General features: G+C 47.2%; 25 protein-coding genes. 17 read left to right on the plus strand and 8 right to left on the minus strand.

Annotation, left to right across the window (positions count from 1 at the left end):
* Positions 1 to 59 precede the first annotated feature (59 nt).
* From IC229_RS21740 to IC229_RS21755, 4 genes are all read left to right on the plus strand, one after another.
* The gene (locus IC229_RS21740) at positions 60 to 2,618 is read left to right on the plus strand and encodes a M1 family aminopeptidase (RefSeq protein ID WP_223834122.1); all 2,559 of its coding nucleotides are present in this window, start codon (positions 60 to 62) and stop codon (positions 2,616 to 2,618) included.
* Complete coding sequence (locus tag IC229_RS21745) at positions 2,615 to 3,529, plus strand: helix-turn-helix domain-containing protein (RefSeq protein WP_190889126.1); 915 nt, start codon at positions 2,615 to 2,617, stop codon at positions 3,527 to 3,529. Before IC229_RS21740 ends, IC229_RS21745 begins: the two co-directional genes overlap by 4 nt.
* Positions 3,530 to 3,615: 86 nt before the next feature.
* Complete coding sequence (locus IC229_RS21750) at positions 3,616 to 4,083, plus strand: hypothetical protein (protein WP_190889127.1); 468 nt, start codon at positions 3,616 to 3,618, stop codon at positions 4,081 to 4,083.
* A gap of 18 nt (positions 4,084 to 4,101) precedes the next feature.
* Entirely contained in the window at positions 4,102 to 4,419 is a 318-nt protein-coding gene (locus IC229_RS21755) for a DUF3817 domain-containing protein (RefSeq protein ID WP_190889128.1), read from the plus strand.
* Between the two features lie 172 nt (positions 4,420 to 4,591).
* Here the strand turns inward: IC229_RS21755 and IC229_RS21760 are convergent, their stop codons facing one another.
* Complete coding sequence (locus IC229_RS21760; RefSeq protein ID WP_190889129.1) at positions 4,592 to 5,719, minus strand: esterase; 1,128 nt, start codon at positions 5,717 to 5,719, stop codon at positions 4,592 to 4,594.
* Between the two features lie 250 nt (positions 5,720 to 5,969).
* Here IC229_RS21760 and IC229_RS21765 point away from each other — a divergent pair, with 250 nt between their 5' ends.
* Positions 5,970 to 6,434 (plus strand): hypothetical protein, encoded by a 465-nt coding sequence (locus IC229_RS21765; protein WP_190889130.1) that lies wholly within the window; start codon positions 5,970 to 5,972, stop codon positions 6,432 to 6,434.
* A gap of 77 nt (positions 6,435 to 6,511) precedes the next feature.
* Here the strand turns inward: IC229_RS21765 and IC229_RS21770 are convergent, their stop codons facing one another.
* A complete protein-coding gene (locus IC229_RS21770; protein ID WP_190889131.1) occupies positions 6,512 to 8,518 on the minus strand; it encodes a M56 family metallopeptidase in 2,007 nt (668 codons plus the stop codon).
* A gap of 6 nt (positions 8,519 to 8,524) precedes the next feature.
* Positions 8,525 to 8,932 carry a BlaI/MecI/CopY family transcriptional regulator gene (locus IC229_RS21775; protein ID WP_190889132.1) on the minus strand — a complete coding sequence of 136 codons (408 nt, stop codon included), beginning with the start codon at positions 8,930 to 8,932 and terminating at the stop codon, positions 8,525 to 8,527.
* A 179-nt stretch (positions 8,933 to 9,111) separates the two neighbouring features.
* On the opposite strand from IC229_RS21775, the gene IC229_RS21780 reads away from it, so the two are divergent.
* Positions 9,112 to 10,650, plus strand: a complete 1,539-nt coding sequence (locus IC229_RS21780; protein WP_190889133.1) for a serine hydrolase domain-containing protein — start codon at positions 9,112 to 9,114, stop codon at positions 10,648 to 10,650.
* A gap of 224 nt (positions 10,651 to 10,874) precedes the next feature.
* Here IC229_RS21780 and IC229_RS21785 read toward each other — a convergent pair whose 3' ends face one another.
* Positions 10,875 to 11,177 carry a hypothetical protein gene (locus tag IC229_RS21785; RefSeq protein ID WP_190889134.1) on the minus strand — a complete coding sequence of 101 codons (303 nt, stop codon included), beginning with the start codon at positions 11,175 to 11,177 and terminating at the stop codon, positions 10,875 to 10,877.
* A 92-nt stretch (positions 11,178 to 11,269) separates the two neighbouring features.
* On the opposite strand from IC229_RS21785, the gene IC229_RS21790 reads away from it, so the two are divergent.
* Together IC229_RS21790 and katG are read left to right on the plus strand one after the other, a co-directional pair.
* Complete coding sequence (locus tag IC229_RS21790) at positions 11,270 to 11,980, plus strand: lysoplasmalogenase (protein ID WP_190889135.1); 711 nt, start codon at positions 11,270 to 11,272, stop codon at positions 11,978 to 11,980.
* Between the two features lie 151 nt (positions 11,981 to 12,131).
* Entirely contained in the window at positions 12,132 to 14,426 is a 2,295-nt protein-coding gene (katG, locus tag IC229_RS21795; RefSeq protein ID WP_190889136.1) for a catalase/peroxidase HPI, read from the plus strand.
* Positions 14,427 to 14,512: 86 nt separating this feature from the next.
* Here the strand turns inward: katG and IC229_RS21800 are convergent, their stop codons facing one another.
* Positions 14,513 to 15,994: a ComEC/Rec2 family competence protein gene (locus IC229_RS21800; protein ID WP_190889137.1), complete on the minus strand. Its 1,482-nt coding sequence runs from the start codon at positions 15,992 to 15,994 to the stop codon at positions 14,513 to 14,515.
* A 296-nt stretch (positions 15,995 to 16,290) separates the two neighbouring features.
* Between IC229_RS21800 and IC229_RS21805 the strand changes: the two genes are divergently transcribed.
* The 4 genes from IC229_RS21805 to IC229_RS21820 all read left to right on the plus strand — a co-directional run bounded on the left by IC229_RS21805 (position 16,291) and on the right by IC229_RS21820 (position 18,848).
* On the plus strand, positions 16,291 to 17,151 hold the full coding sequence (locus IC229_RS21805; RefSeq protein WP_190889138.1) for a bifunctional transcriptional activator/DNA repair enzyme AdaA: 861 nt from the start codon (positions 16,291 to 16,293) through the stop codon (positions 17,149 to 17,151).
* 84 nt (positions 17,152 to 17,235) lie between these two features.
* Positions 17,236 to 17,910, plus strand: a complete 675-nt coding sequence (locus IC229_RS21810; protein ID WP_190889139.1) for a 2OG-Fe(II) oxygenase — start codon at positions 17,236 to 17,238, stop codon at positions 17,908 to 17,910.
* Positions 17,907 to 18,167 (plus strand): Ada metal-binding domain-containing protein, encoded by a 261-nt coding sequence (locus IC229_RS21815; RefSeq protein ID WP_190889140.1) that lies wholly within the window; start codon positions 17,907 to 17,909, stop codon positions 18,165 to 18,167. Before IC229_RS21810 ends, IC229_RS21815 begins: the two co-directional genes overlap by 4 nt.
* A gap of 57 nt (positions 18,168 to 18,224) precedes the next feature.
* The gene (locus IC229_RS21820; RefSeq protein ID WP_190889141.1) at positions 18,225 to 18,848 is read left to right on the plus strand and encodes a Uma2 family endonuclease; all 624 of its coding nucleotides are present in this window, start codon (positions 18,225 to 18,227) and stop codon (positions 18,846 to 18,848) included.
* Between the two features lie 19 nt (positions 18,849 to 18,867).
* Here the strand turns inward: IC229_RS21820 and IC229_RS21825 are convergent, their stop codons facing one another.
* On the minus strand, positions 18,868 to 20,343 hold the full coding sequence (locus IC229_RS21825; RefSeq protein WP_190889142.1) for an aminotransferase-like domain-containing protein: 1,476 nt from the start codon (positions 20,341 to 20,343) through the stop codon (positions 18,868 to 18,870).
* A 119-nt stretch (positions 20,344 to 20,462) separates the two neighbouring features.
* Here IC229_RS21825 and IC229_RS21830 point away from each other — a divergent pair, with 119 nt between their 5' ends.
* Genes IC229_RS21830 through IC229_RS21850 form a run of 5 tightly spaced genes read left to right on the plus strand, consistent with a single transcriptional unit; the run spans position 20,463 to position 23,100 of the window.
* On the plus strand, positions 20,463 to 21,086 hold the full coding sequence (locus IC229_RS21830; RefSeq protein ID WP_190889143.1) for a pyridoxamine 5'-phosphate oxidase family protein: 624 nt from the start codon (positions 20,463 to 20,465) through the stop codon (positions 21,084 to 21,086).
* Positions 21,083 to 21,592 carry a GNAT family N-acetyltransferase gene (locus tag IC229_RS21835; RefSeq protein WP_190889144.1) on the plus strand — a complete coding sequence of 170 codons (510 nt, stop codon included), beginning with the start codon at positions 21,083 to 21,085 and terminating at the stop codon, positions 21,590 to 21,592. Before IC229_RS21830 ends, IC229_RS21835 begins: the two co-directional genes overlap by 4 nt.
* Before the next feature lie 35 nt (positions 21,593 to 21,627).
* Positions 21,628 to 22,260, plus strand: a complete 633-nt coding sequence (locus tag IC229_RS21840) for a LysE family translocator (protein WP_190889145.1) — start codon at positions 21,628 to 21,630, stop codon at positions 22,258 to 22,260.
* A 13-nt stretch (positions 22,261 to 22,273) separates the two neighbouring features.
* Entirely contained in the window at positions 22,274 to 22,615 is a 342-nt protein-coding gene (locus tag IC229_RS21845; protein WP_190889146.1) for a cupin domain-containing protein, read from the plus strand.
* A gap of 14 nt (positions 22,616 to 22,629) precedes the next feature.
* Positions 22,630 to 23,100: an OsmC family protein gene (locus tag IC229_RS21850; RefSeq protein ID WP_190889147.1), complete on the plus strand. Its 471-nt coding sequence runs from the start codon at positions 22,630 to 22,632 to the stop codon at positions 23,098 to 23,100.
* Positions 23,101 to 23,190: 90 nt separating this feature from the next.
* Here IC229_RS21850 and IC229_RS21855 read toward each other — a convergent pair whose 3' ends face one another.
* Positions 23,191 to 23,919 carry a universal stress protein gene (locus IC229_RS21855; RefSeq protein WP_190889148.1) on the minus strand — a complete coding sequence of 243 codons (729 nt, stop codon included), beginning with the start codon at positions 23,917 to 23,919 and terminating at the stop codon, positions 23,191 to 23,193.
* A 77-nt stretch (positions 23,920 to 23,996) separates the two neighbouring features.
* Positions 23,997 to 24,941: an SPFH domain-containing protein gene (locus IC229_RS21860; RefSeq protein ID WP_190889149.1), complete on the minus strand. Its 945-nt coding sequence runs from the start codon at positions 24,939 to 24,941 to the stop codon at positions 23,997 to 23,999.
* Positions 24,942 to 25,167: the final 226 nt, after the last annotated feature.

Raw genomic sequence — 25,167 nt, forward strand, 5'->3', positions numbered from 1 at the left:
TCCCCTGCACTTCTATGACTCGTTACGGTATTACGGCACTCTTACTTTTTCTTTCGATAATGGGCGGCAATGCTCAGACTACTACGTCTAAAAACGGGCAAATTGAAACGGGCGTATCGCAAACGTTAGCGAAAGCCCGAAAGCAAACGATTTCTCAGTTGGCCTATGCTTTAAAGTTCGACATTCCTGAGCAAAAAAACCAACCAATTCCATCGACTGAATCAATAACGTTTAACTGGGCAAAAAATGCGGCTCCACTTCAACTCGACTTCAAAGAGGAACGTTCTCATTTGCAAGCTGTTTCGGTTAATCAGAAAAGCATTCCAATTGTTTTCGAAAACGAACATCTGCTGATTTCTACCGCTTTTCTGAAGCCGGGGAAGAACGTAATTTCCATCCAGTTTACGGCTGGTAATTTATCGCTGAACCGAAACGACGATTACCTCTACACCCTGCTCGTTCCTGACCGCGCCCGAACTGTATTTCCCTGTTTCGATCAGCCTGATTTGAAAGCTATATTTCAGTTAACGCTAACCGTGCCCAAAACGTGGCACGCGATGACGAATGCCGCCGTTCAGGATTCGTCGGAGACGGGTGAGCGGAAAACGCTACGTTTCCGAACGTCGGAGCAGATTCCGACGTATCTGTTCGCCTTTGTGGCGGGGAAATTCAAATCGGTCAAACGAACGCTGAACAACCGGGCAATGACGTTACTTCACCGCGAAACTGATACGTCCAAAATCCGGCTGAGTCTCGACCCAATTTTTAATCTCCACGCCGACGCGGTACGTTTCCTTGAAGACTATACGCAGATTCCTTATCCGTTTCAGAAACTCGATTTTGCGGCCGTTCCCGATTTTCAATACGGCGGAATGGAACACGTTGGCGCCATCGATTACCGGTCATCGAGCCTGTTTCTCGACAGCGGTGCTACCCGCGACCAGAAACTGTCGCGTGCTACGTTGATTTCGCACGAAACGGCGCATATGTGGTTCGGCGATCTGGTGACGATGCGCTGGTTCGATGATGTATGGCTAAAAGAAGTGTTCGCCAATTTCATGGCTGATAAGATTACCGAGGTATCGAGCCCCGAGGCCAATTACGATCTTCAGTTTGTAGTCGATCATTTTCCGGCAGCCTACGCCGTCGACCGTACCGAAGGAGCCAATCCGATTGGGCAGCCGCTAGCAAATTTGCAGGAAGCTGGTACGTTGTATGGAGGCATTATTTACCACAAAGCGCCCATTATGATGCGGCAACTGGAGCGACTAATGGGGAAAGAAGCGCTACGTGATGGGTTGCGTGAATACCTCAAAAAATACGCGTTCAGCAACGCTACCTGGGCCGATCTTATCGCTATTCTGGACGCCCGTACACAAACTGACTTAGCCGCCTGGAATCGCGTTTGGGTAAGCGAAACCGGCCGCCCGAAGTTTACGTATCAACTGGACAAACAGGACGGAAAAATTACCCGCTTCACGATTTCGCAGCTAGGCGAAGATGGCTCGAATCGGCTGTGGCCGCAGGGATTTGAAGTTGCACTAGTCTATCCTGACCACGTTGATGAGCTAACAGTGAACATGAACCAATCGAGTGTTACGTTGATGGAAGCCGTTGGTAAAGCTGCTCCTTCATTTGTCGTCTTCAACTCATCAGGACAGGGTTACGGCCTTTTTCCGGTCGATACGTTGATGATTTCTCAATTATCCACAATAAAAAACCCAGTCACGCGAGCGGCTTCTTATATCAATTTGCACGAAAACATGCTCTCGGGCCAACTGGTGACTCCGTCGCCGTTATCGACAGTCTATCAGCAGTTATTGGGGAAAGAATCCGAAGAACTAAATCTGCGCTTACTGACAACTGATTTGTCAGATCTTGTCTGGAATTTTACCCGCCCCGAAAACCGTCCAGCTTTAGCAGCTTCGGTTGAGCAGGCAGCCTGGCAGGCGATGGAGCAGCAAACCGTTTCTGCTCCATCCAGTCCGGAACCGTCCAGTCGGGGCAAAAAGAAATTACTGTTCCGGCTGTATCAAAACATTGCTCTGAGTCGGGAAGCGCAGGGTAGATTGTACGCTATCTGGAACGACCAGAAAGCACCAACGGGCGTTACGTTGACCGAAGACGATTACACCGCTTTGGCGCTCGCGCTGGCTGTTCGCGATTATCCGGCAGAAGGTATTTTAACAAAACAGTTGGCCCGTATCAAAAACCCGGATCGGCAAAAACGACTGCAATTTATGATGCCGGCTTTATCGAGTAACGTAGCAGAACGCGACGCTTTCTTCGCATCGCTTTCCAACGAAGCCAACCGCGAGCGCGAAGCCTACGTAACGACTGCACTTGGCTATCTGCACCATCCGTTACGTAGCGCAACATCGGCGAAATACGTAGCGAAGAGTCTGGAACTGCTGGAAGAAATTCAACGAACAGGTGATATTTTCTTTCCCGAATCCTGGCTACGTTCTACGTTATCAAATTATCAAACTCCCGAAACGGCTCAGTTGGTACGTCGGTTTTTATCAGATCGTCCTACGTACAATACCCGTCTGAAAGCCAAATTATTACAAGCTGCGGATGGTACGTTCCGGGCCAGCAAACTTCTATATCATCCATGACAACTGACGACGCTTTTCCGGCGATTAGTCCGAAAATGTCCCAGGATTTATTTCTGATTAGAGATGCGTCGTGGGATGAGCGGTTTAAGGAAAACTTTAATCAGTTCATTATCAGTCGACTGGAAACCAGTTGGCGGGTGATTAAGTTACCGCTGCCGCCTTCACGGACGAGCAATCATGCGCTTTTTTTTGTTACGTCGGGGCAGATGGAAGTAAGCATTGGGCACCAAACGTATACTGTCGGTCCGCAGAGTCTGGTCATCGTACCGGCTTTACAGATTTTTACCATCCAGACAATCAGCGCCGATTCAACTGGTTTTATGTGTTTCGTCAGTCAGGAGATGATACGTAGTGCTGTTGATGAGTCTGATTTTGCCTTTTTGAAACTGACAGGGCATCCGTTCGTTACGTTGTCGGCGCAGCAAACTACGTTTATCAATAATTTATTGAGTCGATTAACTGTTGAATATCTCGAAAATGGTGCCGCTAAAACTGATTTGATTCCGCCTTACCTGCTTGTGCTTCTGACCGAAATCAACCGGGCTTATGCCGGTACGTTCCCGATAAAGACGGATGCGAGCGACCGGCTCGTGCAGCGATTTATGGATTTGCTAACGACCCAAATACGTCAGTCACGACTAACCACTACGTATGCTGAGCAGTTGAATGTCAGCCCAAATCACCTCAATAAAGTGATCAAATTTCGGACGGGCAAATCGCCTTCGGTGTGGATCGATGAACGTATCGTACTGGAGGCCAAAGTTTTGCTATTCCAATCTGATTTAACCGTTTCGCAGGTGGCGCAGCAGCTGGGTTTTGATGACCAGTCGAGTTTTGGAAAGCTGTTCCGAAAATACGCACAGGTAAGTCCGACCGAGTTTAGAAACCACTACGTTCGACCAAATGATTGATTTCGACCAATCTTCGACCGATTTCGCCTACCAACTTTCTAGTTTTCGTACAGAACTTTGTAGGAATTTATCGGTCACTGTCTTCCATGATTTATCCAATTCTTCTAGTCGTACATAACGCGTTACGGTGGCTGGTGTTAGGAAGTCTTCTGGCTTCGCTCGGTAGCAGCATTTCGGGCCTGCTACGTCACCGAACGTATCAACCCATCGATCAAACGCTACGTGTTGTTGCTACGTCGATTGCGCATACGCAACTGCTGGTTGGTTTCTATCTCTACGCCAAAAGTCCAATTGTCAGCTATTACTGGAAATCGCACCCAACGTATCAGGACGGCAGGGAATTCTCCTTTTTTAGTCTGATTCATATTGGTTTGATGCTTACTTCGGTAATCGTTATGACGATTGGATCAAGTAAGGCGAAACGTCAGAAATCGGATCAGCAGAAGTTCAAAACAACAGCTATTTATTTTGCGATTGGTCTGCTGCTTATCTTTATCGCGATTCCATGGCCGTTTTCTCCCTTTGCTAACCGACCTTTGTACCGCTCATTTTAAACCGTCAACGTACTAACCATGCATTTTTTCAATTCACCCAAAATCCGACTACGTATCGTCAGTTTTGCCGAAGGACTTTCGTATATTTTACTGTTATTCATCGGCGTGCCGTTGAAACGTATCGGCGGCCATCCTGAAGCGGTGCAGATTCTCGGCCCTATTCACGGCTTACTATTTGTGCTTTACGTTCTAACGATTATTCAGGCGAAAACGGAGTACGGCTGGCCTGCTGGCAAAACGTTCATGGCTTTGCTGGCCTCTGTGGTTCCTTTCGGTACGTTCTACGCCGATTACAAGGTCTTTCGCGATTTGCCAGCCACAACCGAACAGGCGTAACCTGATTGAGGCTTGTGTTAGCCTTAAAAGCCAGCACAGGTCGTGATAACAAATTAATGTGAATTGTTTTTTGTCATCCTGACGCAGGAAGGATCTTAAGGTTTCCTTTTAGAGTAATATGAAACCTTAAGATCCCTCCTGCGTCAGGATGACAAAAAATTTCGACAAGGCCCTATCGGAACAGCAGTGGCGCGAGGTCGGTCAGGTTTCTGCGCCACACCATGAATGTGTGACCGCCTGGCGTATTCACTTCTTTGAAATTTACCTTTTTTGCCGTCAGGTACTCTTTAAAGTTTTTGTTATTCTGAAGTAGAAAATCATCAGCTCCGCAGGAAATCCATAATAACTTTAGCTGTTTATTGGCGCTCTCATCCAGCTTTGGATAGGCTTTCGCAAAGCTATCCATCATTGCTTTTTTCTGTTCATCCGGGGAAGTTGTAGTATTGCCAGCCGAACGAGGGCCGCCGAATCCTACAGCGCTACTAAAACCACCTACATACGCAAAATGATCCAGGTTGTTCAAGCCTGTATAAAAAGCAGTACCTCCGCCCATCGATAAGCCAGCAATAGCCCGTTGAGTTCGGTCTTTGGCCGCGTTATACGTTTTTTCCAGCTGGGGTATGATCTCCTGAAGCACTTCTGCCGTGTATTTCTCATTCCCGCCGTAGCCCAACGTATTGACCATAATCATGGGTTTGGCTTTGCCTTCTGCAATTAAATTGTCTAAAATGATATTTGCCTGCGCATTCACGATCCAGGACAAAGCGGTACCAGTAGCGCCGTGCAGCAGGAAAAATACCGGATAAGGTTCCTTACGTTTGGGGTCGTAATTTGGTGGCAGATACACATAATAATCCCGGTCTTCGCCCATAACCACCGACCGATAGACATGGTGATCGATGATACCACGAGGCACGTCCTTGATCTCCCAACTCAGCGAAGCCGGACCCGGCATGTGCGCCAGACTCTGCCCGTTGCATTGATAACAAGGTTTAGCAACGGGATTTGCCGGATCAGGAATGCGAAGACCATCGACGACAAATGCATAGTCATACACATCCGGTTCGAGCTTTTTGGTAAAACTCCAGACGCCCTGAGCGTCTTTGGTCATCGTTTCCTTTGAAACACCTTCGATGTCGAGGATAACTTCTTTTGCATTTGGAGCCCGTATACGGAAAGTCAATCCACCATCAGCAACTTCCGGCGATTTTATAGGCGGCATTCGGGGCACTTGAGCCATGAGCGCTGCTGGATGGAGCAGCATACAACAGAAAAGCAGTAGCCGATTTCGTAGATTCATACGATTCGTAGAGAAAGGGTTTAGCAAAACGCTTCGAATCTACCACGCATTTCGCTCATTCCGTATTTTTTACACAAAGACTTTTGGACCTGTAAAACTTGTCGTATCGAGATTACTTTTATCTACCGTTCTTTTAGTAAAACTAACCTTGTGTAAAGCAAAATGGCCTTGTTATAAACTCACACTCTAGGACTGTTCAGAGGCTGGTAGTTTTACAGACCTAATAACGGGTGAAACAATAACAAATCGTATGAAAATCAGACGTAAAGTCTTTGTAATGGGGCTATTACTGGCAGTTTCTACTGCATTAAGCAGTTGTAATTCCGAACAAGATCAGGTGGGGCCAAGTCTTAACAAGGAGTTGATAAGCGAAGGAAAATGGAAAGTAAACGCGATCCAGGTTCAGAATGCCAATAGTGGATCTGGGCAAAATCATCCAACGTATTCCATTAATTATTCGGTTGTGTTTTCGCCCACAGGTGAAATCGTTTGTGATACGCCTGGCAAAAGCGCCTTACCAACCGATAAACGGTTTGGCTTGGACAGTCAATGGAAACTGGATGGAGATCAGCTTGTTGTTACCAAAAAATCTACGAGCGAAAAAACGGGTTTTGCAGCAAATTTAGATGCTGGTGTGGTGCTAAAACTTCGTTTTCCGTATGGAAAAATAAAAGAAGGCGACTATTCGTATACACTGGTTCTAACCCGTCCTTAAGGGAAACGTAGTGTATACATTGAACGTTAGGTTTGTAGCCTGGACGGCTCCCGGACGTGGCCCTCCAGGCTACAAACCTAACGGCTTAGATCTTCTTTATCTATAATTATCCCCTTGCCGTACATCTTGCCAGGTCCGTAATACAAGCCATAGTTTGGCGCAATACCATACTGTTCTTTCAGCCTTTTTTGTAAAACATCGGGCTGTTTTTGTCCATTCACAATGAGTTCATCTGTACTTAGGCCAAACCAATCAACTGACGTAGCGTCAGGAACAACTTTTTCGGCTACTAGTGCGGCTATAACCCCGCGTACTCGTTCCTGATCGTAGCTGATATTAGGTGGCTCAGGCAGTTTTTTCTTCGGCTGGATTTGTTGGTGAGCAATGAGATCAGTTTTGACTTCAAAAGACTTTTTCTTCGTATCCAGTTGCCATTCTTTTTTTACAAATTCGGCCTGACGAAGCTTTTTCCCTTCGGCCAGATGCGGCCAATCTTTAGACGGCATTGCCCCAGGATTTTGCTGTTTCAGACGGTCTAATTTAGTCTGTCGCGCTTCTTTTTCACGTAGCAGAAATTGCGCACGCTCGGCTTTTATTTGAGCGAACCTCCGATCTGACAATTCCTGCTTTTGCTGCCGTTTTCTGGCAAATGCCTGGTCAATCTGACGTAGCAGGCCATAGTATTCAGGCAAATCCGTTGAGGCAATTGCTACGTCGTTTACGTCAAGTGCAATGAGCTGATCATTCGCAATTTTCAGGTGGTACCGGTTTCCTTTATCATCCTTCACCCTCATCTCCCGATTAGCCATATCTGCATTTGTCCGCTCAAAAAGAATTTGAGTGAAATTCAGGTTGCTATCGATTTTAATTACTGATTTCGCACTGATAACGGGAAGCGTATCTGCCTCTAAATTTTCAGGCTGGAAGGACATTCGCAATGAAGCCGCCCTTACGTTAGCACGATTAGGCTTAGCTAAATCTTTTTTCTTAGCTATGTGTTCGCTCTTCATTTTAAGCTGTGTAGACTTTTTTCGAATGTCAGCCGTGTTACGTGGGACAAAGGCAGATGCCAGAAGAATCACCAATCCTGACAAAAGCACGAGTTTTTCGGCCACGCTTAATCGCTTGTTTTCCTGAGTAACCATCCGCCGGAGTCGATCGATGAGTTGCTGGTTGCGAAAACCCAGCGACATAGCGAAGCTTGCAGTAGGCTGAGGAGATTCCTGAAAAGCAAGCAGCGCTTCCAGGTAATTACTTTTGCGCGACGTTCTAGCCAACACGATATCATCGCAGCAGATTTCCCGTTCTTCGCGAATCAGTGCCGATAGCCACAATAAGCCCGGATTGAAAAAGAATACCGCTTCGACCAGGCTCTGAAGCAGATTCATCAGGTAATCTCTACGCCAGACATGCGCCAGTTCATGCCAGAGAATTGTATCAAGTTGCTCAACAGGCAGTTGAAAAAACAGTCCAACTGGCACCAGAATAACGGGTTTCAGCATGCCAACGGTAACCGGTACTTTTACTAACGGCGATTGCAATACAGACACCGACTGACGAATGCCCAACTGCTGGCTAAATAATTGTACCTTCTGCTGCCATTCATCATCGGCCGCAGAGATTCGATGCGTACGAATCCGACGAATATAGACCAGCCCACTGATTAGTTTCAGACTTTTCAGGGCAAAAAACAACAACCAGGCGGCAAAAATCCATTGGGCATTGTAATTGATGGTTCGAACGAATTGGTTGATAAAGGACGTACCGCGTTTAGCCAAAGCGGCTCTTTTCACCAACGTAGCACTCATTGTTGACGTAACTTTTGGTACAATCCTAGCGGCAGTCCTGTTCGACGTAGCATTAGCCAACTGATAATAAACGTATCCCGTCAACAGTACGAACAGCAGCAGGCAACCACACAAGAGCTGATACCGCAGGTGTGACGAGGTCTTTTGCGTGAGAATCATGACTAATCCGGCCAGGGCAGCCACCAGCAACCCAATCCAGAGCGAGTGAATGAGTGCCCAGCAGATTGCTTTGACCTGCGGCTCAGAAATCCAGCGAGTTAAAAACGTTACGTCCATGTTGTTCTAGTGTTTGTTGTCGTCGATTTTCTTAATGAGTTCCCGGAAAGTTTCCATATCGGCGGGGTCAATTTTCTTATTGCCCAGCAACTGCATCATCAGGCTTCCTGCCGAGCCGTTGAACAACGTATCAACCACCTTATCGAGCAGAAATCCCTTCGTTTTCGATTCTTCTACAGCAGCCCAGTAAATGTGTTTCTGCTGGCTTTCATCCTTTTTCAGCAACCTTTTCTCAACCATAATCTGCATCAGTTTCAGCGTCGACATATAAATGACCTGCCGCGTATGCTGGTTGAGGTGATCGTTCACGAACCGGGCCGTCGATGGACCAAATTCCCAGAAGATCTGTAGTATCTCCAGCTCCGATTTTGTTGGTTCAGAGGGCGTGCTATTTGGGTCTTTATTCTCTTTCATGGCTCAAATGTAAGAAAGTTTTCTTACAAAACTAAGAATTGTTTCTTATTTCAATAAATATTTCCTAACCTTGCCACAAGATTTGGGAATCAGCTGCTTAAAAGTAAGAATTTTTTCTTACATATACGTGTCTGATACACCTTTAAACGCATTAAATCGATTCAAACGGACCAATTATCATGACAACAAAAACAGTATTCCAGCACCTGCTGCTCTTTCTGAATTTTTCTGCATTAACTGTATTTGCCCAAACTGCTACATTAACGCCCCAATCAAAAATCGCCCGGATTGATTCGTTTCTAACAGTGTTAACTCAATATCATTTATTCAATGGAAGCATTCTCGTTGCCGAGAAAGGTCAGATTATTTACCAGAAATCGGCTGGGTTCGCTGATTCCAGACGACGTATTTCTAATAGCGATACCACGCATTTCAACCTGGCTTCTCTATCTAAACCGTTTACAGCGATTGCAGTCTTGCAACTGGTCCAGAAAGGGAAACTTAAACTTGATGATACGTTCGCAACACACTTCCCGGATTTTCCCTACTCAACAGTTACCATTCGCCATTTACTGACGCACACCTCCGGCCTGCCGGATCTGGAACGGCAGGAAGACAAGTACATAAGCGAACATCCTGATGAACTCCTCAGCGCCCAAACGCTGTATGCACATCTGCTTGAACAGAAAAAATCGCTCAATGGGGAGCCCGGCGACGGCTGGCGCTATAACAATATGAATTATATCTTACTGGCAAGGCTGGTAGAAAGGGTAAGTCAGACGTCGTTTGCGGATTACATGAAGAAGTACGTGTTTTTGCCAGCGGGTATGTTAACCAGCTACGTTCGCCAGGCGAAAATGCCCAATACACCCCGTTATACTCGTCCTGCGTCTTATTTTACTACGTATCACAATGTCGATTCGCTGGACCATCGTACCTATTATACGTATTACAATCTGGGTAGTGTTGCTGGTCCTGGAAATATCATCAGCACCCTTCAGGAATTATGGAAATTCGACCGGGCTTTGAATTCTGGGAAGTTACTTAATCAGTCCCTACTTGAAGCCGCTTTTACGCCAGTAACCTTAAACAACGGGAAAGTTTATCGAGCAGGAGCCAGCACGCGTTCGTATGGTCTGGGCTGGACGGTTTATCATAGTAAGACGGAGCCTACGCAAAACTTTGTTTTTCATGACGGCCATATCGTTGGCTTAACCACGTTTCTGCACCGAAATCTGACGGCCGACCAAACCATTATTTTTTACGACAATACTGATAATAATCCAATTCAGGTGATGGTTTCAGTTTCCAACATTCTGAACGGTACGTCTCCTCTGAAAATTCAGATGAAGCAGTCGTTAGTGCGGGTTTACGGGGAAGCGTTGGTGAAGAAAGGGTCTGATTATGCGGCCACTACGTTCAATACGTTGAAAGATGATACAACGAATTACTACGTCGATGAACTGGAAATGAACCGGCTTGGATTTGACCTTTTAAGTGCGCCCATACCCAACCATATCACACTTTCGCTGGAAGCTTTTAAGCTCAATACATTACTCTACCCAAAAAGCGGCAATACGTATGACAGTTATGCGATAGCACTGGAAAAAGATGGTAAAAAAGAGGAAGCCATTGCGATGTATCGAAAGTCAATTGTTTTATGGCCGGGAAACGAAGACGGAAAGCGGGCCCTTCAGAAATTGCTCGATCAGAAGTAATACTCACCCAGAAGCCAGTTCCCTATTAATCAGCGTTTTGGCTAAGTATTTTTGTCATCCTGTCGAAGGAAGGATCTTAAATTCTCCCTGCCAGAGCGTTAGGAATCTGTAAGATCCTTCCTTCGTCAGGACGACAAAAATGGGAAAGCATTAAGCTGTTATTTACGCTAAAAACACCAAAAGCCGGACGTAGTGTCCGGCTTTTGGTTATAGAGGAGGTATTATTATCGAGTTGCGTCAATAGCTGCTGCGGCTTCGATGGCTTCAATAGCTGAGCGATTTTTCTCGCCATATTCATCGCGTTTGCTTTCGAAATAGGCAAAGATTTCAGTGATGGCGTCATTGTTCTCCGCGATTTTGGAGTGCATATCGCCTAAATCTTTTTCCAGTCGTCGGTCATTCAGACCGTTCATATTGTCTACCTCAATCTGGCTGATTTTCGTGATTAAAGCGGTTTGGCTGTTTTGTAGATCCTCAAGTTCCCGAACCACTTTATTCATTAATTCGAGCTTCTGTAGTTTATCCATGATGGTTCTCTTTTGTTGAGTATTATTTTATTAACTCGCTATTGTTCGAAAGGTTTGTTAACCTTACCGAAAAACAAGTTTCTGACTGACCCATGGCGAGGCAAACCCCTCTATTTTTTACGTTCACCTTTGCGACTGTTACGTTGCTCGAAATGCTGGGCGATACGTTGTCCATCCGCTGGCTGCACTACGTTTGCAAGCCATTGATTATGGGGTTATTACTGTATTACGTTTGGCAGCAGTTTCGATCTGCTACGTATACGGGACCGCTACGTTGGCTCATGGTCGGAATGGGGTTTGCCTTGTTGGGCGACGTGTTTCTGATGATTCAGGAAGTTGATTTATTTGCCCTGGGTCTGGGCGCTTTTCTGGTGATGCAGATTTGCTATAGCCGGGCTTTCTGGCTGGAGATTCAGGCCAGTGGAAAGACGATACGTCCCCGCACCTTTTCGCTGACGGCCATTCCTTTTGTCTTGTATAATGGTATATTTCTGTTTCTACTCAAACCGCGTTTTTTTCTAAATCCGGATTTAAAGCCCTTGTGGTGGCCGGTCGTTGGCTACGTTTTCTGCCTGAGTCTCATGGGCGTATTGGCTTTTCTACGTAAGGGCTTACTAGCCTATGGCTGGGTGGCAATCGGAGCCGTTCTGTTTATCTTGTCCGACTCGGCAATTGCCATCGATAAGTTCCTACTACCCATTTCAGGTGCTACGTGGTTCATCATGACGACCTACGCAATCGCACAATACCTAATTGTCATGGGAATTGTACAGCACGAATGGACAGTAGTACAATCTGACTAGCAGGACATATAGTAATTTTCGATACGATTATCAATTAAATCAATTTGATTTATCAAAATCAAGCGTTTAATCTTGCGTCTGTAAAATCGGTTTACTAACCTTAACCATCTAAAAACACATTCTAGATAGGTTCTTACCAACAACTTGCACAATGGAAAACTATTCAGGTGACATCAGCAAATGTCCGTTTCACTCAGTACTCGCCGGTGAAGTTCAAAATACTGAAAAAATTAGTGCCGCTGGTGATGGTACACAAAATCGCGATTGGTGGCCAAATCAGTTGAAAGTAAACATCCTTCGTCAGCATTCGTCGCTGTCGAACCCGATGGGCGAGCAGTTCAATTACGCCGAAGCATTTAAGAGCCTTGATCTGGAAGCCGTGAAAAAAGACCTTCACGACCTGATGACCGACTCACAGGACTGGTGGCCCGCCGACTTTGGACATTACGGACCTCTGTTCATTCGGATGGCGTGGCACAGTGCCGGTACGTATCGCATAGGCGATGGCCGTGGTGGTGCGGGCGCTGGTCAGCAGCGTTTTGCCCCGCTCAATAGCTGGCCGGACAACGTAAGTCTCGACAAAGCCCGACGATTACTTTGGCCGATTAAACAGAAATATGGTCAGAAACTTTCCTGGGCCGATCTACTGATTCTTACAGGTAACGTAGCACTGGAATCGATGGGCTTCAAAACGTTCGGTTTTGCCGGTGGCCGGCCGGATGTTTGGGAACCTGAAGTTGATGTTTACTGGGGTTCTGAGAAAACCTGGCTGGGCAACGAGGATCGTTATTCAAAGGGGGTGCCAGGTGTAGCCGCGCAGGGCGTAGTAAGTTCTGATGAAGATGCCAGGGGCATTGTCCATTCACGCGATCTGGAAAAACCGTTGGCAGCCGCCCATATGGGTTTAATTTATGTAAATCCGGAAGGGCCCGACGGTAACCCTGATCCAATTAAATCGGCCAAAGATATTCGTGAAACGTTCGGCCGGATGGCAATGAATGACGAAGAAACGGTGGCGCTGATTGCTGGTGGTCATTCATTTGGTAAAACCCACGGTGCTTCTACGTCTGACCACGTTGGCCCTGAACCAGAAGGTGCTGATATTGAAGCGCAGGGTTTAGGCTGGTCAAATAGTTTTGGTTCGGGCAAAGGCGGTGACACCATCACCAGTGGTCTGGAAGTTACCTGGACCAGTACACCAACCCAATGGAGCAATGGCTTCTTCCAAAACTTGTTTGCCTTTGATTGGGAGTTGACGAAAAGCCCAGGGGGTGCTCACCAGTGGGTAGCGAAGGGCGCTGACAACATCATTCCTGATGCTTACGACCCATCAAAAAGCCACGCACCGACCATGCTTACTACCGACCTCGCGCTACGTTTTGACCCTGAATACGAAAAGATTTCGAGACGTTTCCTGGAAAATCCAGATGCGTTTGCCGATGCCTTTGCCCGCGCCTGGTTCAAACTGACCCACCGCGATATGGGTCCTCGCGCACGCTACCTGGGGCCCGACGTGCCACAGGAAGAATTACTCTGGCAAGATCCAATTCCAGCTGTCGATCATGAATTGATTGATGAGAACGACGTAGCGTCCCTGAAAGCTAACATTCTTGCTTCTGGTTTGTCAGTGTCTGAGTTAGTTTCAACCGGATGGGCTTCGGCTTCTACGTTCCGGGGTTCGGATAAACGGGGTGGTGCCAATGGAGCGCGTATTCGTCTGGCACCTCAAAAAGACTGGGCTGTTAACAATCCGGCTCAGTTGTCGAAGGTGCTGGGTATCCTGGAAAGCATTCAGGAAGAATTTAACAGCACGCAATCTGGCGGTAAAAAGGTTTCGCTGGCCGACCTGATTGTGCTGGCCGGTAATGCTGGCGTGGAGAAAGCTGCGAAAGATGCAGGTCAGGAAGTTACGGTTCCGTTTACACCTGGCCGGATGGATGCTTCTCAGGAGCAAACGGATGTAGAATCAGTTGGCGCGCTGGAGCCGCTTGCCGATGGTTTCCGAAACTATTTAAAAGGCAAATTTACCGTATCAACTGAAGAATTGCTGGTCGACAAAGCCCAGTTACTGACCCTGACGGCGCCTGAGCTAGCGGTTCTGATCGGTGGTCTGCGCGTTCTGGGTGCCAACTACAATGGTTCTAAAAACGGTGTGTTCACCCATCGTCCGGGCGTCCTGACCAACGATTTCTTCGTGAATCTGCTTGATATGAGCACTATTTGGAAGTCTGCGGAGAAGCACAATGAAATCTTCGAGGGTAGCGATCGTAAAACGGGTGCACCGAAATGGACAGGCACCCGCGCCGACCTCGTTTTCGGTTCGAACTCCGAACTCCGAGCGATTGCCGAAGTGTACGCAAGTTCTGACGCGCAGGCGAAGTTTGTAAAAGATTTCGTTGCCGCCTGGGCAAAAGTAACGAACCTTGATCGCTTTGATCTGGCTTGATTTTTTGAGTATTCTAAAACAGCCGAAGCCGGGTAAATTTACCCGGCTTCGGCTGTTTTAGAGTATCGAACTACAGTGGAAATGTATTAAAATGGATACTCGAACTCGCCCGTGTTCCGGTTCCAGATTAATTCGTGAATATCCCAACTACCACGGGTAGCTTCTTGCTCTAATTTCTGGGCGATTATAAGTTTCTCCCCATCGGTTCGCACGTTAATCATACCATAGACGGTAACTGTTCGTTCCTTTGCCTGGTCTGAATTCCTATTGGCGATCTCAACAAACTCTTTGCTTGAGCGGGCCAGTTCCGTTGAAAATATTAGCGAACGCTCGCCCCGGCTGTGTTTGCCAATAGTACCCAGCGTATCGGGCCGGGGGTGTACATGCGGCTCATCGTCTCCACTCGAAATAACAGTAGCCAATGGATTAATCGCCCGCATAAATTCGCTCGTAAAGTCGGCACTGCCGTGGTGGCATGACTTCGCTACTTCGACCTCAAACACAGCTCTTGCTCGCCCAATGGCATCGGTAATTTGCTGTCGAATAGCCTGTTTTTGTGCATCGGTCAGATTCTGGTTGCTTAGTTGCAGCCGAAGTGCAGCTACATCAGTGCTTGAATAATGCTGCAACAGATAATCTTCGGCAGGTTCGTTAAGATCGCCCCCCAACAGCATCCGTACTTTACCAAAAGTCAACTTCAAAATAACCGAGTGGCCATTTTTAGTTTTGCCTTTGTTGGAAAAAACGGGTAGGGCTGCCTTTCCGTTAATCGTTTGCCTCACAGGCCCTAATACTTCGATCTGCAAACCATCCTGATTGTATATCGACGGACTGCCCCGCCAGAGGCCTATTTTGGAAGCTGACGTTTTGCGGAGTGTTCGGATGTATTTGCCCACGGTTCCCGGCCCATTGGCACGCACCTGAAATGCCGCTTCATCGTCGCACAGGTCCGTAATATACTTCACTCCTCTGTCTGTAACGAGCGTACCCAATGTTTCGGCCGATTCACCGCTCATCTCAACCAGGCCATTGTGATATACTTTATCAATGGAAAATCGCTGGCGTGTATCATTTGCCGGCGTAAAAATTGCCCCAAATCCGGCATAATGATCCTCATCGGAGTGAGAAACCACAACCGTAAAAGGCGGAGGGGACTTAGATGCCCCTTTGAGATTAAACCGCCATTTCAGGAAACGGTACATATTATCACCCGCCCCAGCATCTACCAGAAAATGCTCGTCGCCGGGTGTAACAATATGGCACCCGTCGCCCTGCCCTACATCGATAAAATTGACTTCAAGAATCCGATTGGGCTGAATCTCATCCGGCAGCACGTATCCGCTGGCACCTCGACCCCGAATCTGCACATATTTCTTACCTCCAAACACCTGAAACTGGGGGGCTCCATTGGCGCGTTCCAGTTCTAGACGGTCGCCGAACAGTAGGTGTTTCACCCATGTGAATTTTTTCTTACCAGTCTTTTCATCGGTCTTTTCGGCTTTCAAAAATACCGATGGATAGGTAGCAAAGCCAAAGCCTTGCTGAATAACGGTTGCATCAAGTGCCATGATCGCTAGGAGTAGTTAAAGGGTGCTCGCAAACATATCTGTTTATACAATACACAGGCTATCAGTTACAGTTCATTTTATTAAACGTATATACAGAATCCTCTACCACCTAAAGGCGCTCTCCCACTTATAACCTCATCACAGAGTACGTCGCCCAAACGGGAAAGTATGAATAGCACTAAAAGCGTTAAAATTCATTACCTTTTACCGCTCCACATACGAAGTCAAAACTTCGCAAGAATCGGGTTTCAGGGCACTTGGTTTATGGCGAAATTTGTTCAACAATAACAGAGGCTATGAACACCAACAACACGTACACCTACGAGCAAATCGCCCGCGCTATCGAACACCTGACGGCTCATTATCAGGAACAACCTTCGCTCCGCGAACTAGCCGAAAAAGCAAACTTAAGCGAGTTTCATTTTCAACGACTATTCACCGAATGGGCGGGCGTAAGCCCCAAAAAGTTCGCTCAATACCTTACACTTGAACACGCCAAGAACCGTCTGCGTAACGGGGCTCCACTGGCCGATGCCGCTCACGATGCAGGCTTGTCAGGCACGGGCCGATTACACGATTTGTTTGTTAGTATTGAAGGGGTTACACCGGGACAGTTTAAACAATCCGGTTCGGGGCTGGAACTTACGTATGGAGTATTTGACAGCCCGTTCGGCTACTACGTACTGGGCACCATCGGTGGAAAAATTGCACTATTGCATTTCCTGAACGAAGGCGACGTAGCAGAAATCGTCCTGACATCGGCCTGGCCCGAAGCTACACTTGTTCAGGATTTGGCTGTTCTTCAACCCGTTGCAAATCAGATTTTTCCAACTGCCGACGTAGCAGCGAATGTTGCCGATAAAGCAACGTATCGGCTACCCCTATTGCTACGTGGTTCTGCCTTTCAGCTCAAAGTATGGGAAGCACTGCTTAAAATTCCCGAAGGTCAACTCGCTAGTTACGACCAGATTGCCGAAGCCATCGGACAACCGACAGCCTCGCGAGCCGTCGGAACAGCCATCGGGAGTAATCCTGTCGGTTACTTAATTCCCTGTCACCGGGTCATCAAAAAAACGGGCTTATTTGGCGGATACCGCTGGGGCTCAGATCGCAAACAGGCCATGCTCGGTTGGGAAGCTGCGAGAACAGATATGTAAATTGTTCAACGTACCAGATTTCAGGTTGGATAAAGCGAAAACAACACCCAATCTGAAATCTGATACGTTGAATCTTGAACTTCGATGATGGAACTTAATACTACGTTACTGGAAAACGGTTTTGCGGTACTGTCTAATCAATTAACTTTGGATGACTGCTATCAGTTGTCGCAGTTGTTCGATGCACCCGATTTGTATCGCAAAACCATTATAATGCAAAAGCATGGTTATGGCAGTGGCGAATACAAATACTTCAATTATCCATTACCTCCCCTCGTTAATACTCTCCGCCACGAGTTATTTACCCAATTGGCTCCTATAGCTGATGAGTGGAATGAAAAACTGGGACTGCCGCTACGTTATCCAACTGACCTCGACCAGTGGCTGGAAATTTGCCACAAAGCAGGTCAAAACCGACCTACGCCACTCATTCTGCGATACGTTGCCGGCGACTGGAACGCCTTGCATCAGGATATGTACGGTGAGTTGTATTTCCCATTTCAGGCGGTCGTGTTCCTGAGCCAGCCAGATGACGATTATATAGGTGGAGAATTTGTCATGGTGGAGCAACGCCCCCGCATGCAATCGAAAGCTATCGTTTTGCAACCCCAGCAAGGACAAATCGTAGTTTTCACCACTAAATATCGACCAGCCAAAAGTACACGCGGCTACTATAGAGCTGTTATGCGACATGGGGTCAGCGAAGTTCGTTCGGGTACACGTATCAATTTGGGATTGATTTTTCATGATGCCGCATGATACGTCATACTGACTTGGGACTAACTCCTTACGCTCAGCTGCGCACATTAGTCAAACTAGTTAGATCAGAAGCCGTTACGTTGGGAGGGCATCGTCCGGGCAAGATTTACGGTCGGCTCGACTGTAGAATCGGCAAACGCATGAAACCCGAAAATCGCGTGTTTTTCAGGGACGTAGCAGAAGCCCTTTCAGCCGGTTATCGACCTTGCGCAGTGTGTTTGCCGGAAGCTTATTTAAGATGGAAGCGTGACCGATAGTCTACTTGTCCGTCTGATGTATGTTCGTCTCGATAACAGATGAAACTCAGTACAATCATGTCCAAAATAACCGGACAAAAATCACGACGTAATGGCCTACAGTCCCGCAATATTCCTCCTTCGCTTATCTATGAAATCTGGAATGGCAAACCAGTTTACTATCAGGATTATCAAGATGTTCTGGTAGGTACGAAAACAGTTCAGGAAGTCCGCTCCTGTGTGGATATAGAAGGAGTTTTGCTTGCCCTCATAAATGGCCATCCAGGAATTACAATCAATCGAAAAGAAAACGTATTGGCGGCAAATAAAGTCGGTATTTCTATTTCAAAAAACGATATTGTTTGCTGTGATATAGTCGTCCTTGAGAAAAAGAAACTCGGCAAACTCCAGGGCAACTATGTCGACGTAGCGCCGAAGGTAGGTATTGATGTCGATACCAAAGCCGATGTATCAGACTTCCCAAATCGATTAGATGATTACCTGATTCAAAAATCGCAAAAATTGCTTGACTTCGGCGTCGAGAAAGTACGCTGGGTCATTACCAGTATGCAAAAAGTTTATATTATCGAACAGGGCAACCCAACCTGGCACATTGTCAACTGGTCTGAAAACATTCAGGTTGTTCATGATTGTCATCTTAACATCAAACAACTACTTGACGAAGAAGAAATTACGTATTAATTCTAACGTAGCATAGACCTCAAAGCAATCTCTTTAATATCGCAATGCTACGTTCCAATTCGGCTTCCGTACTCGACGCGAACCCAAATCGTGTCCCGTATAATTGTTGCTCTGGCGGGTTATGGGACAAACCATTTGAAAAAAATAGTCCGTTTTGTGCGGCACGTAGCGCCAGTGATTGCATATCCACTTTCGGGTCAAAACGTGACCAGACGGCCAAACCGCCATCAGGTTTTGTAAACTGAACTGTGTCTCCTAATTCTTGAGTCAGTAAATCGCAGAAGCAGTCCCGACGTGCCTGATACGTACGTAGCGCTTTCCGGAAGTGTCGTTTTAATTCACCCGTTTTGAATAACTGACCAATTGCAAATTCGAGCATGGGGTCGCCCTGTCGGTCGATGATACGTCGGAGTCGGGCCAGTTCATCGATCAGGGTAGTTGGTGCCACTACGTAGCCAATTCGGAAAGCGGGTGCTACGGATTTGGTCAATGACCCTACGTATACAACCATTCCTTTTCGGTCAGCGCTGGCCAGCGGCAGAATCGGTCGGCTGAGGTAGTGAAAATCATAATCATAATCATCTTCCAGCACCACAAATCCGTATTGCTCAGCGAGTTGCAGCAACCGAATACGCCGGTCGGCACGTAGCGTAACTGTGGTGGGGTAATGATGGTGGGGCGTAACAAATACGAGCCGAATCGGTTGCTTCTGGCAAATATCAGCCAATACATCCATATCCATACCGTGCTGATCGACGGGAATCGTTTGTATCGTAGCACCCGCTTTTCGGATATTCATCACTGCTCCTGCCCAGGTTGTATCGCCCGTAACGACGGTATCGCCGGGACGTAGCAACGTCTGACAGACCAGATGAAGGCCCATGATGCTGCCTCGCGTAATGAGGATATTTTCCGGTGTAGTACGGAGCCCACGCGTTTCGTTCAGGTGCTGCGATAATTGCTCACGTAGCAGCGGATGACCTTTGGTAGTTGCATAACCGAAATGCTGCTGCGGATTTCCCCACCGAAAATAAGACCGATACGCCCGACTTAACTCGTCCATCGGGGCCAGCCGAATGTCCGGAAAACCATCGTCCAGATGAAGGCCAGATGAATTTGTTAAGAGCGGACGTAGCAGAAAATCAATGGTTTCGAAAGCGAATCCGGGTACATCAACCCTTGATGGAGGCTCATTAGTCGGCAAGGAATCCGTCTCCAGCGGCTGGGGTACTACGTCCGGAAAATGAGCCGCTACGTACGTACCACTCCCCGACCGGCTTTCGAGCCACCCCTGCGCCAGGCCTTCATCGTAAGCCGCGACAACCGTTTGCCGATTCAGTTCGAGCCCCTGTGCGAGTTGCCGCGTTCCCGGTAGTCGTTGACCAGGTTTCAACGTCCCAGCACGAATAAGTTGACCAAGCTGATTACTCAGCTGCACAAATACAGGCGTTTGCGTTGCTTTTTCGAGTTGAAGTAAAGAAACGAGTGATAGCATAACTGGACTACTTATAATCTAAAAACTGGACGATTTTGATAGTCCGGCAAAGTACGACATTTGTTCTAAAATCAACGCTACCTCCTGTCGATTACCGACCATTAACTATTGACTATCCTATGCAAACCACCAGAACCACGCCCAGCCGTCTGGCCAAACGTGCCAGTTATGACGCAGCCACCATTCATCCCATTCTGGACGACGCCCTATTCTGTACAGTCAGTTACTGCCTGAACGGACAGCCGATGGCGATTCCAACGGCTTTCGCCCGAAAAGGTGATATTCTTTATATCCATGGGTCAGTAGGGAGCCATTTTATCCGTAGCATCGAAAACGGCGAGCCTGTGTGTATTTCGGTGATGCTGGCCGATGGCTTGGTACTGGCTAAATCAGCTTTTCATCACTCGGTCAATTACCGCTCGGTTGTCATTTTTGCCAACGCCGAAAAAGTAACCGACGAAAATGAGTGCATGGAAGCTCTCGCCCTGATTACCGATCACCTGATTCCAGGTCGCTGGGATGACCTCCGCCCAACGACTGCCAGCGAAATGCGAAAAACAACGGTGCTGGCGTTCTCACTGGCTGAAGCATCGGCCAAATTACGTACCGGTGGCCCAAATGATGATCCTGAAGATGAGGACTTACCAACCTGGGCGGGCGTTGTTCCTTTACAAACGGTACGTCAAACGCCTATTCCCAAAGTGGGCGACAAGGATATTACGTTGCCAGACTATTTACAATGAAACTTATTGAACTGACCGCCACCAATAATTTCGGCTATGCATCATTCATGCAAACCGGTTTTGCAGCTCATCAGGATTGCTTCCGCATCAGTCCATCCGACGCATTTGGCGAACCTTTTCCAACTACTGGTCAACCAGATAGTTTTACCCTTGGTGTTCTCTCTGATACCAACGAGTTGGCAGGTTCGGTAAGTTTTAAGCGCGAAGGCGATACACGTAAAAAGCTCCGTCACAAGGGTTTACTGTTTGCCCTGTACGTAGCCGCCGAGTACAGCGGTCAGGGTATTGGACGAATGTTACTGGAAGAAACCATTCGTCGGGCGCGGCAATTGCCCAATATGGAACAGATCAATCTGACCGTCCTTGCAGCGAATGAACGGGCTAAACGGCAGTACCAAAAATTGGGATTTCGCTCGTTTTCGTTTGAAAAAAACGCCATTAAAGACGGTGATCGTTATTATGATGAAGAGTTGATGGCACTTTTTTTAAACGATTCTGTCAAGTAATCTAAATCCATATTACCCAAATTCAGGATCATACCATGTTATCTATCAATGACGTAGTGTTTTTTGCTCTGGCTGCACTGGGACTCGTTCTGACGCCCGGTCCGAATATGATTTATCTGATTTCCCGATCCATAACACAGGGAAAACGGGCCGGTCTTGTGTCGCTGGTGGGCGTAATTGTCGGTTTTCTGGGGCATATATTTCTCGTATCGGCGGGGTTAACGGCTGTGTTTCTGGCGATACCAATGGCTTATGAAATTCTGCGCTGGCTGGGAGTCGGTTACCTGCTTTATCTGGCTTGGGAATCCGTAAAACCCGGTAGTATTTCGCCCTTTCAAACGCGCGATCTTCCGCATGATTCCGACGGAAAATTGTTTCGAATGGGTTTTCTAACGAATGCGCTCAACCCTAAAGTAGCCGTATTTTATCTGTCGTTTTTTCCACAATTTACGCATCCGGAGTACGGGTCATTATGGTTACAGAACATACAGTTAGGGTTTATTCAACTCACCATTAGTGGAACAGTGAATACACTAATTATTCTGTCGGCCACCCAACTGGCACGCTGGTTCCAGACCCGACCAACCTATATTCGAGTGCAGAAATGGATGATGGCTAGCATTTTGACAGGTTTAGCGGTACGTATGGCGGTTGATAAAGGGAAGTAGATCACATATTTCTATGAAAATTCAGTTCTCGCCGGAAGAAGGTATCAAACAACTACAAGTTAGCCCACACGAATTTGTTGAGCTGTTTGCGCATGGAAGCCTTGTCGTGGAGTATTACAAACCCGATCAGGTTGATAAACAACAACCACACCGACGCGACGAAGTGTATGTCATTACGTCGGGTAGTGCTACGTTCGATTATGCGGGCGAGAAAATGGCTGTTAAACCGAGCGATTTATTGTTTGTGCCAGCAGGAACTAAACATCGATTTGAGAACTTTACCGATGATTTTGCTACGTGGGTACTCTTCTACGGTCCCGACGGTGGCGAACAATCCGCAACCATGAATTCATAAAGACGATACGTAGCATGGCCAAACAGCATTATTATAATCTTACCATTACCTGGACTGGAAACACAGGAGAAGGCACCAGCGGCTATCGCTCCTACGAACGAACCCATATCATATCGTCAGAAAACAAGCCTGATATTCCGGGCTCATCAGACCCATCGTTTCGCGGAGATAAAACACGATACAATCCCGAAGAAATGCTGGTAGCTTCGATCTCGACCTGCCATATGCTGTGGTTTCTGCATTTATGCGCCGAAGCTGGCGTAGTGGTGATTTCCTATACCGATTCACCAAAAGGAACGATGGTTGAAACGGCTGACGGTGGCGGTCATTTTGACAACGTAACGCTTTATCCCAACGTAGTGGTTGCTGACGTAACGATGATCGACAAAGCCAATGAACTACATCATCGGGCGAATAAACTGTGTTTCATTGCGAATTCGTGCAATTTCCCGATTCACCATCAGCCTACGTGCGCTGCGTCTTAGAAGGCGTTAGCGATTAATGAAATACGTAGCAGACGCCATCATCTGAAACAATGGCATCCGCTACGTATTTCGCTATTTCTGGTTAGTCACTTATTTCTTTTCGTGATAAACCAGCACCGGTACGTCAGATTTCTCAATTAGTTTAGATACGTGGTTCGGGTGCAGCCATTCGTCCAGAAATCCTGACTTAGGGTACAATTGCATCACAATCAGATCAGTATGAACCGTTTCAAGCTTGTCTTCAGTAAGCACAGTTAGCTCGGCATCAAATGCTTCCAACAGCGATGCTGTCTGAGTCGATACCAGGTCTTGAGTGGTTTGCGACTGCATGGCATAAGCAATGGTCCTAACCTGCGCCGGTCGAATTGCTTTATCTTCTTCGGTAATCGGTACAATTAACACCGGGCAACGGGCCTCGTCTGCTACGTCGGTAACGGCACTACCCGACAAACGTGCGAAGAATGTACTCAGGTCACTACGTCCCATTACGATCAGGTCGGCCGAGTGCGCCTGTGCAGCATCCAAAATCTCATCCTCCACCGACCCCAAACGCCATTCTGTCGTAACCGAAAGCCCCTCCGCCTGTAACGTAGTCGCCAGGTTTTCAAGACGTTGCCGGCTAATATCTTCGACTTCCTGCGCCATAATAACACCCAGACCAGGATCGGCAATGGTTGGCAAGGTTGTATCAGGAATAATGGGTTGTTGAACGTGCAGCAACGTGATAGTCGCGCCGGTTTTATGCGCAAACAGACGCGCCCAATCTAGTGTAGCCTCGGTACTGTTCGAAAAATCGGTAGGGAAAAGCAGGTTTGTCATAAATAAGATTACGGTTTACGCAGGCCCTTAAAAACTCAGACCCGTGTAAAGCGTAAACCATAAATGTTGCACTATGTTCAGCGTTTGGCCGGGGGCGGTGTATCTCCGTTGTTATTAAGTTTCTGGATGGCCATTAGTTGCTGCATGGTTTTCTCCATTCCATCGGTTGAGCCGTCCAGGAAAAGGACGTTACCTTTCCCGTTCTCCGCAAAATGCTTGATGGCTTCCGTCCAGATGGAGAACAAAATGAGCGACGCATCGAGTTTAGCTTCGTTCATAACCCGGGCCGACTCGGCCATCCCTTTTGCCACTTCTTCACGGAACAAGGCCACACCCTGACCCCGCAATTGCGAAGCGGTTTTCTCGGCTTCGGCCGAAATCTGGATGGCATTCCCTTCGGCTTGGGCAGCTTTCGTTTTGGTGATAAGTAACGCCTGTCCTTCGTTTTCGGCAGCGGCTTTCAGGTTTGACGAAGCTACTACCTGCGCCATCGACCGCATGATAACTTCGTCAAAAGCAATGTCATTTAATTGTAAATCAATTAGATGATAACCCCAGGTTTCGAGTAACACATCGATTTGCGACTTTACGTGTTCAATAATTTCAGTACGTAACGACAATATTTCCGACTGTCTCTTGGTCGCTACGAAACTACGTATCGAACCTTCGATGGTACGTATCAGAGCCTGCATAAACGACGCTTCGTCGATAAACTTGAACGCTACGTTCTTAATGACTTCTTCTTCCTGGCTGAGCACGGAATACACCAGCATGGCCTTGAAATTAACATTGGCCTGGTCGGCGGTGATGGCCTGAAACGCCAGTTCGACAGAGCGGTTCTGGATCGAAATTCGTCGGTAAATGAACTCGATAAACGGAATTTTAAAATTCAAACCCGGCGTCATGACGCGGGTATACTTACCAAAAACAGTAACAACCGCCACGGTCCCCTGCCGAACAATGACAACACAGAGATACAACACGATTACACCCAGAATAACAAATACCAAAAATAAGTCCATATAATGAAGAGGTTAAGAAAAACGGATTCTGTGCCAATGTACAGAATCCGTTGAAATACTGAGGAAAATATTGTTTGATCGGCGTTTCAATTCCAATAAACCTGTATGAACTCGAGATCGTTTTTTGTCATGCTGAAGAATGAAGCATCTTAAGGGGTTAAGCAAATATTTTAGTGTATTTTAGAGGACCTTTCATCTCCTCTGCCATGCTCAAAATTACACTCAC

Source organism: Spirosoma profusum, from assembly GCF_014699005.1.
Classification (GTDB): domain Bacteria; phylum Bacteroidota; class Bacteroidia; order Cytophagales; family Spirosomataceae; genus Spirosoma; species Spirosoma profusum.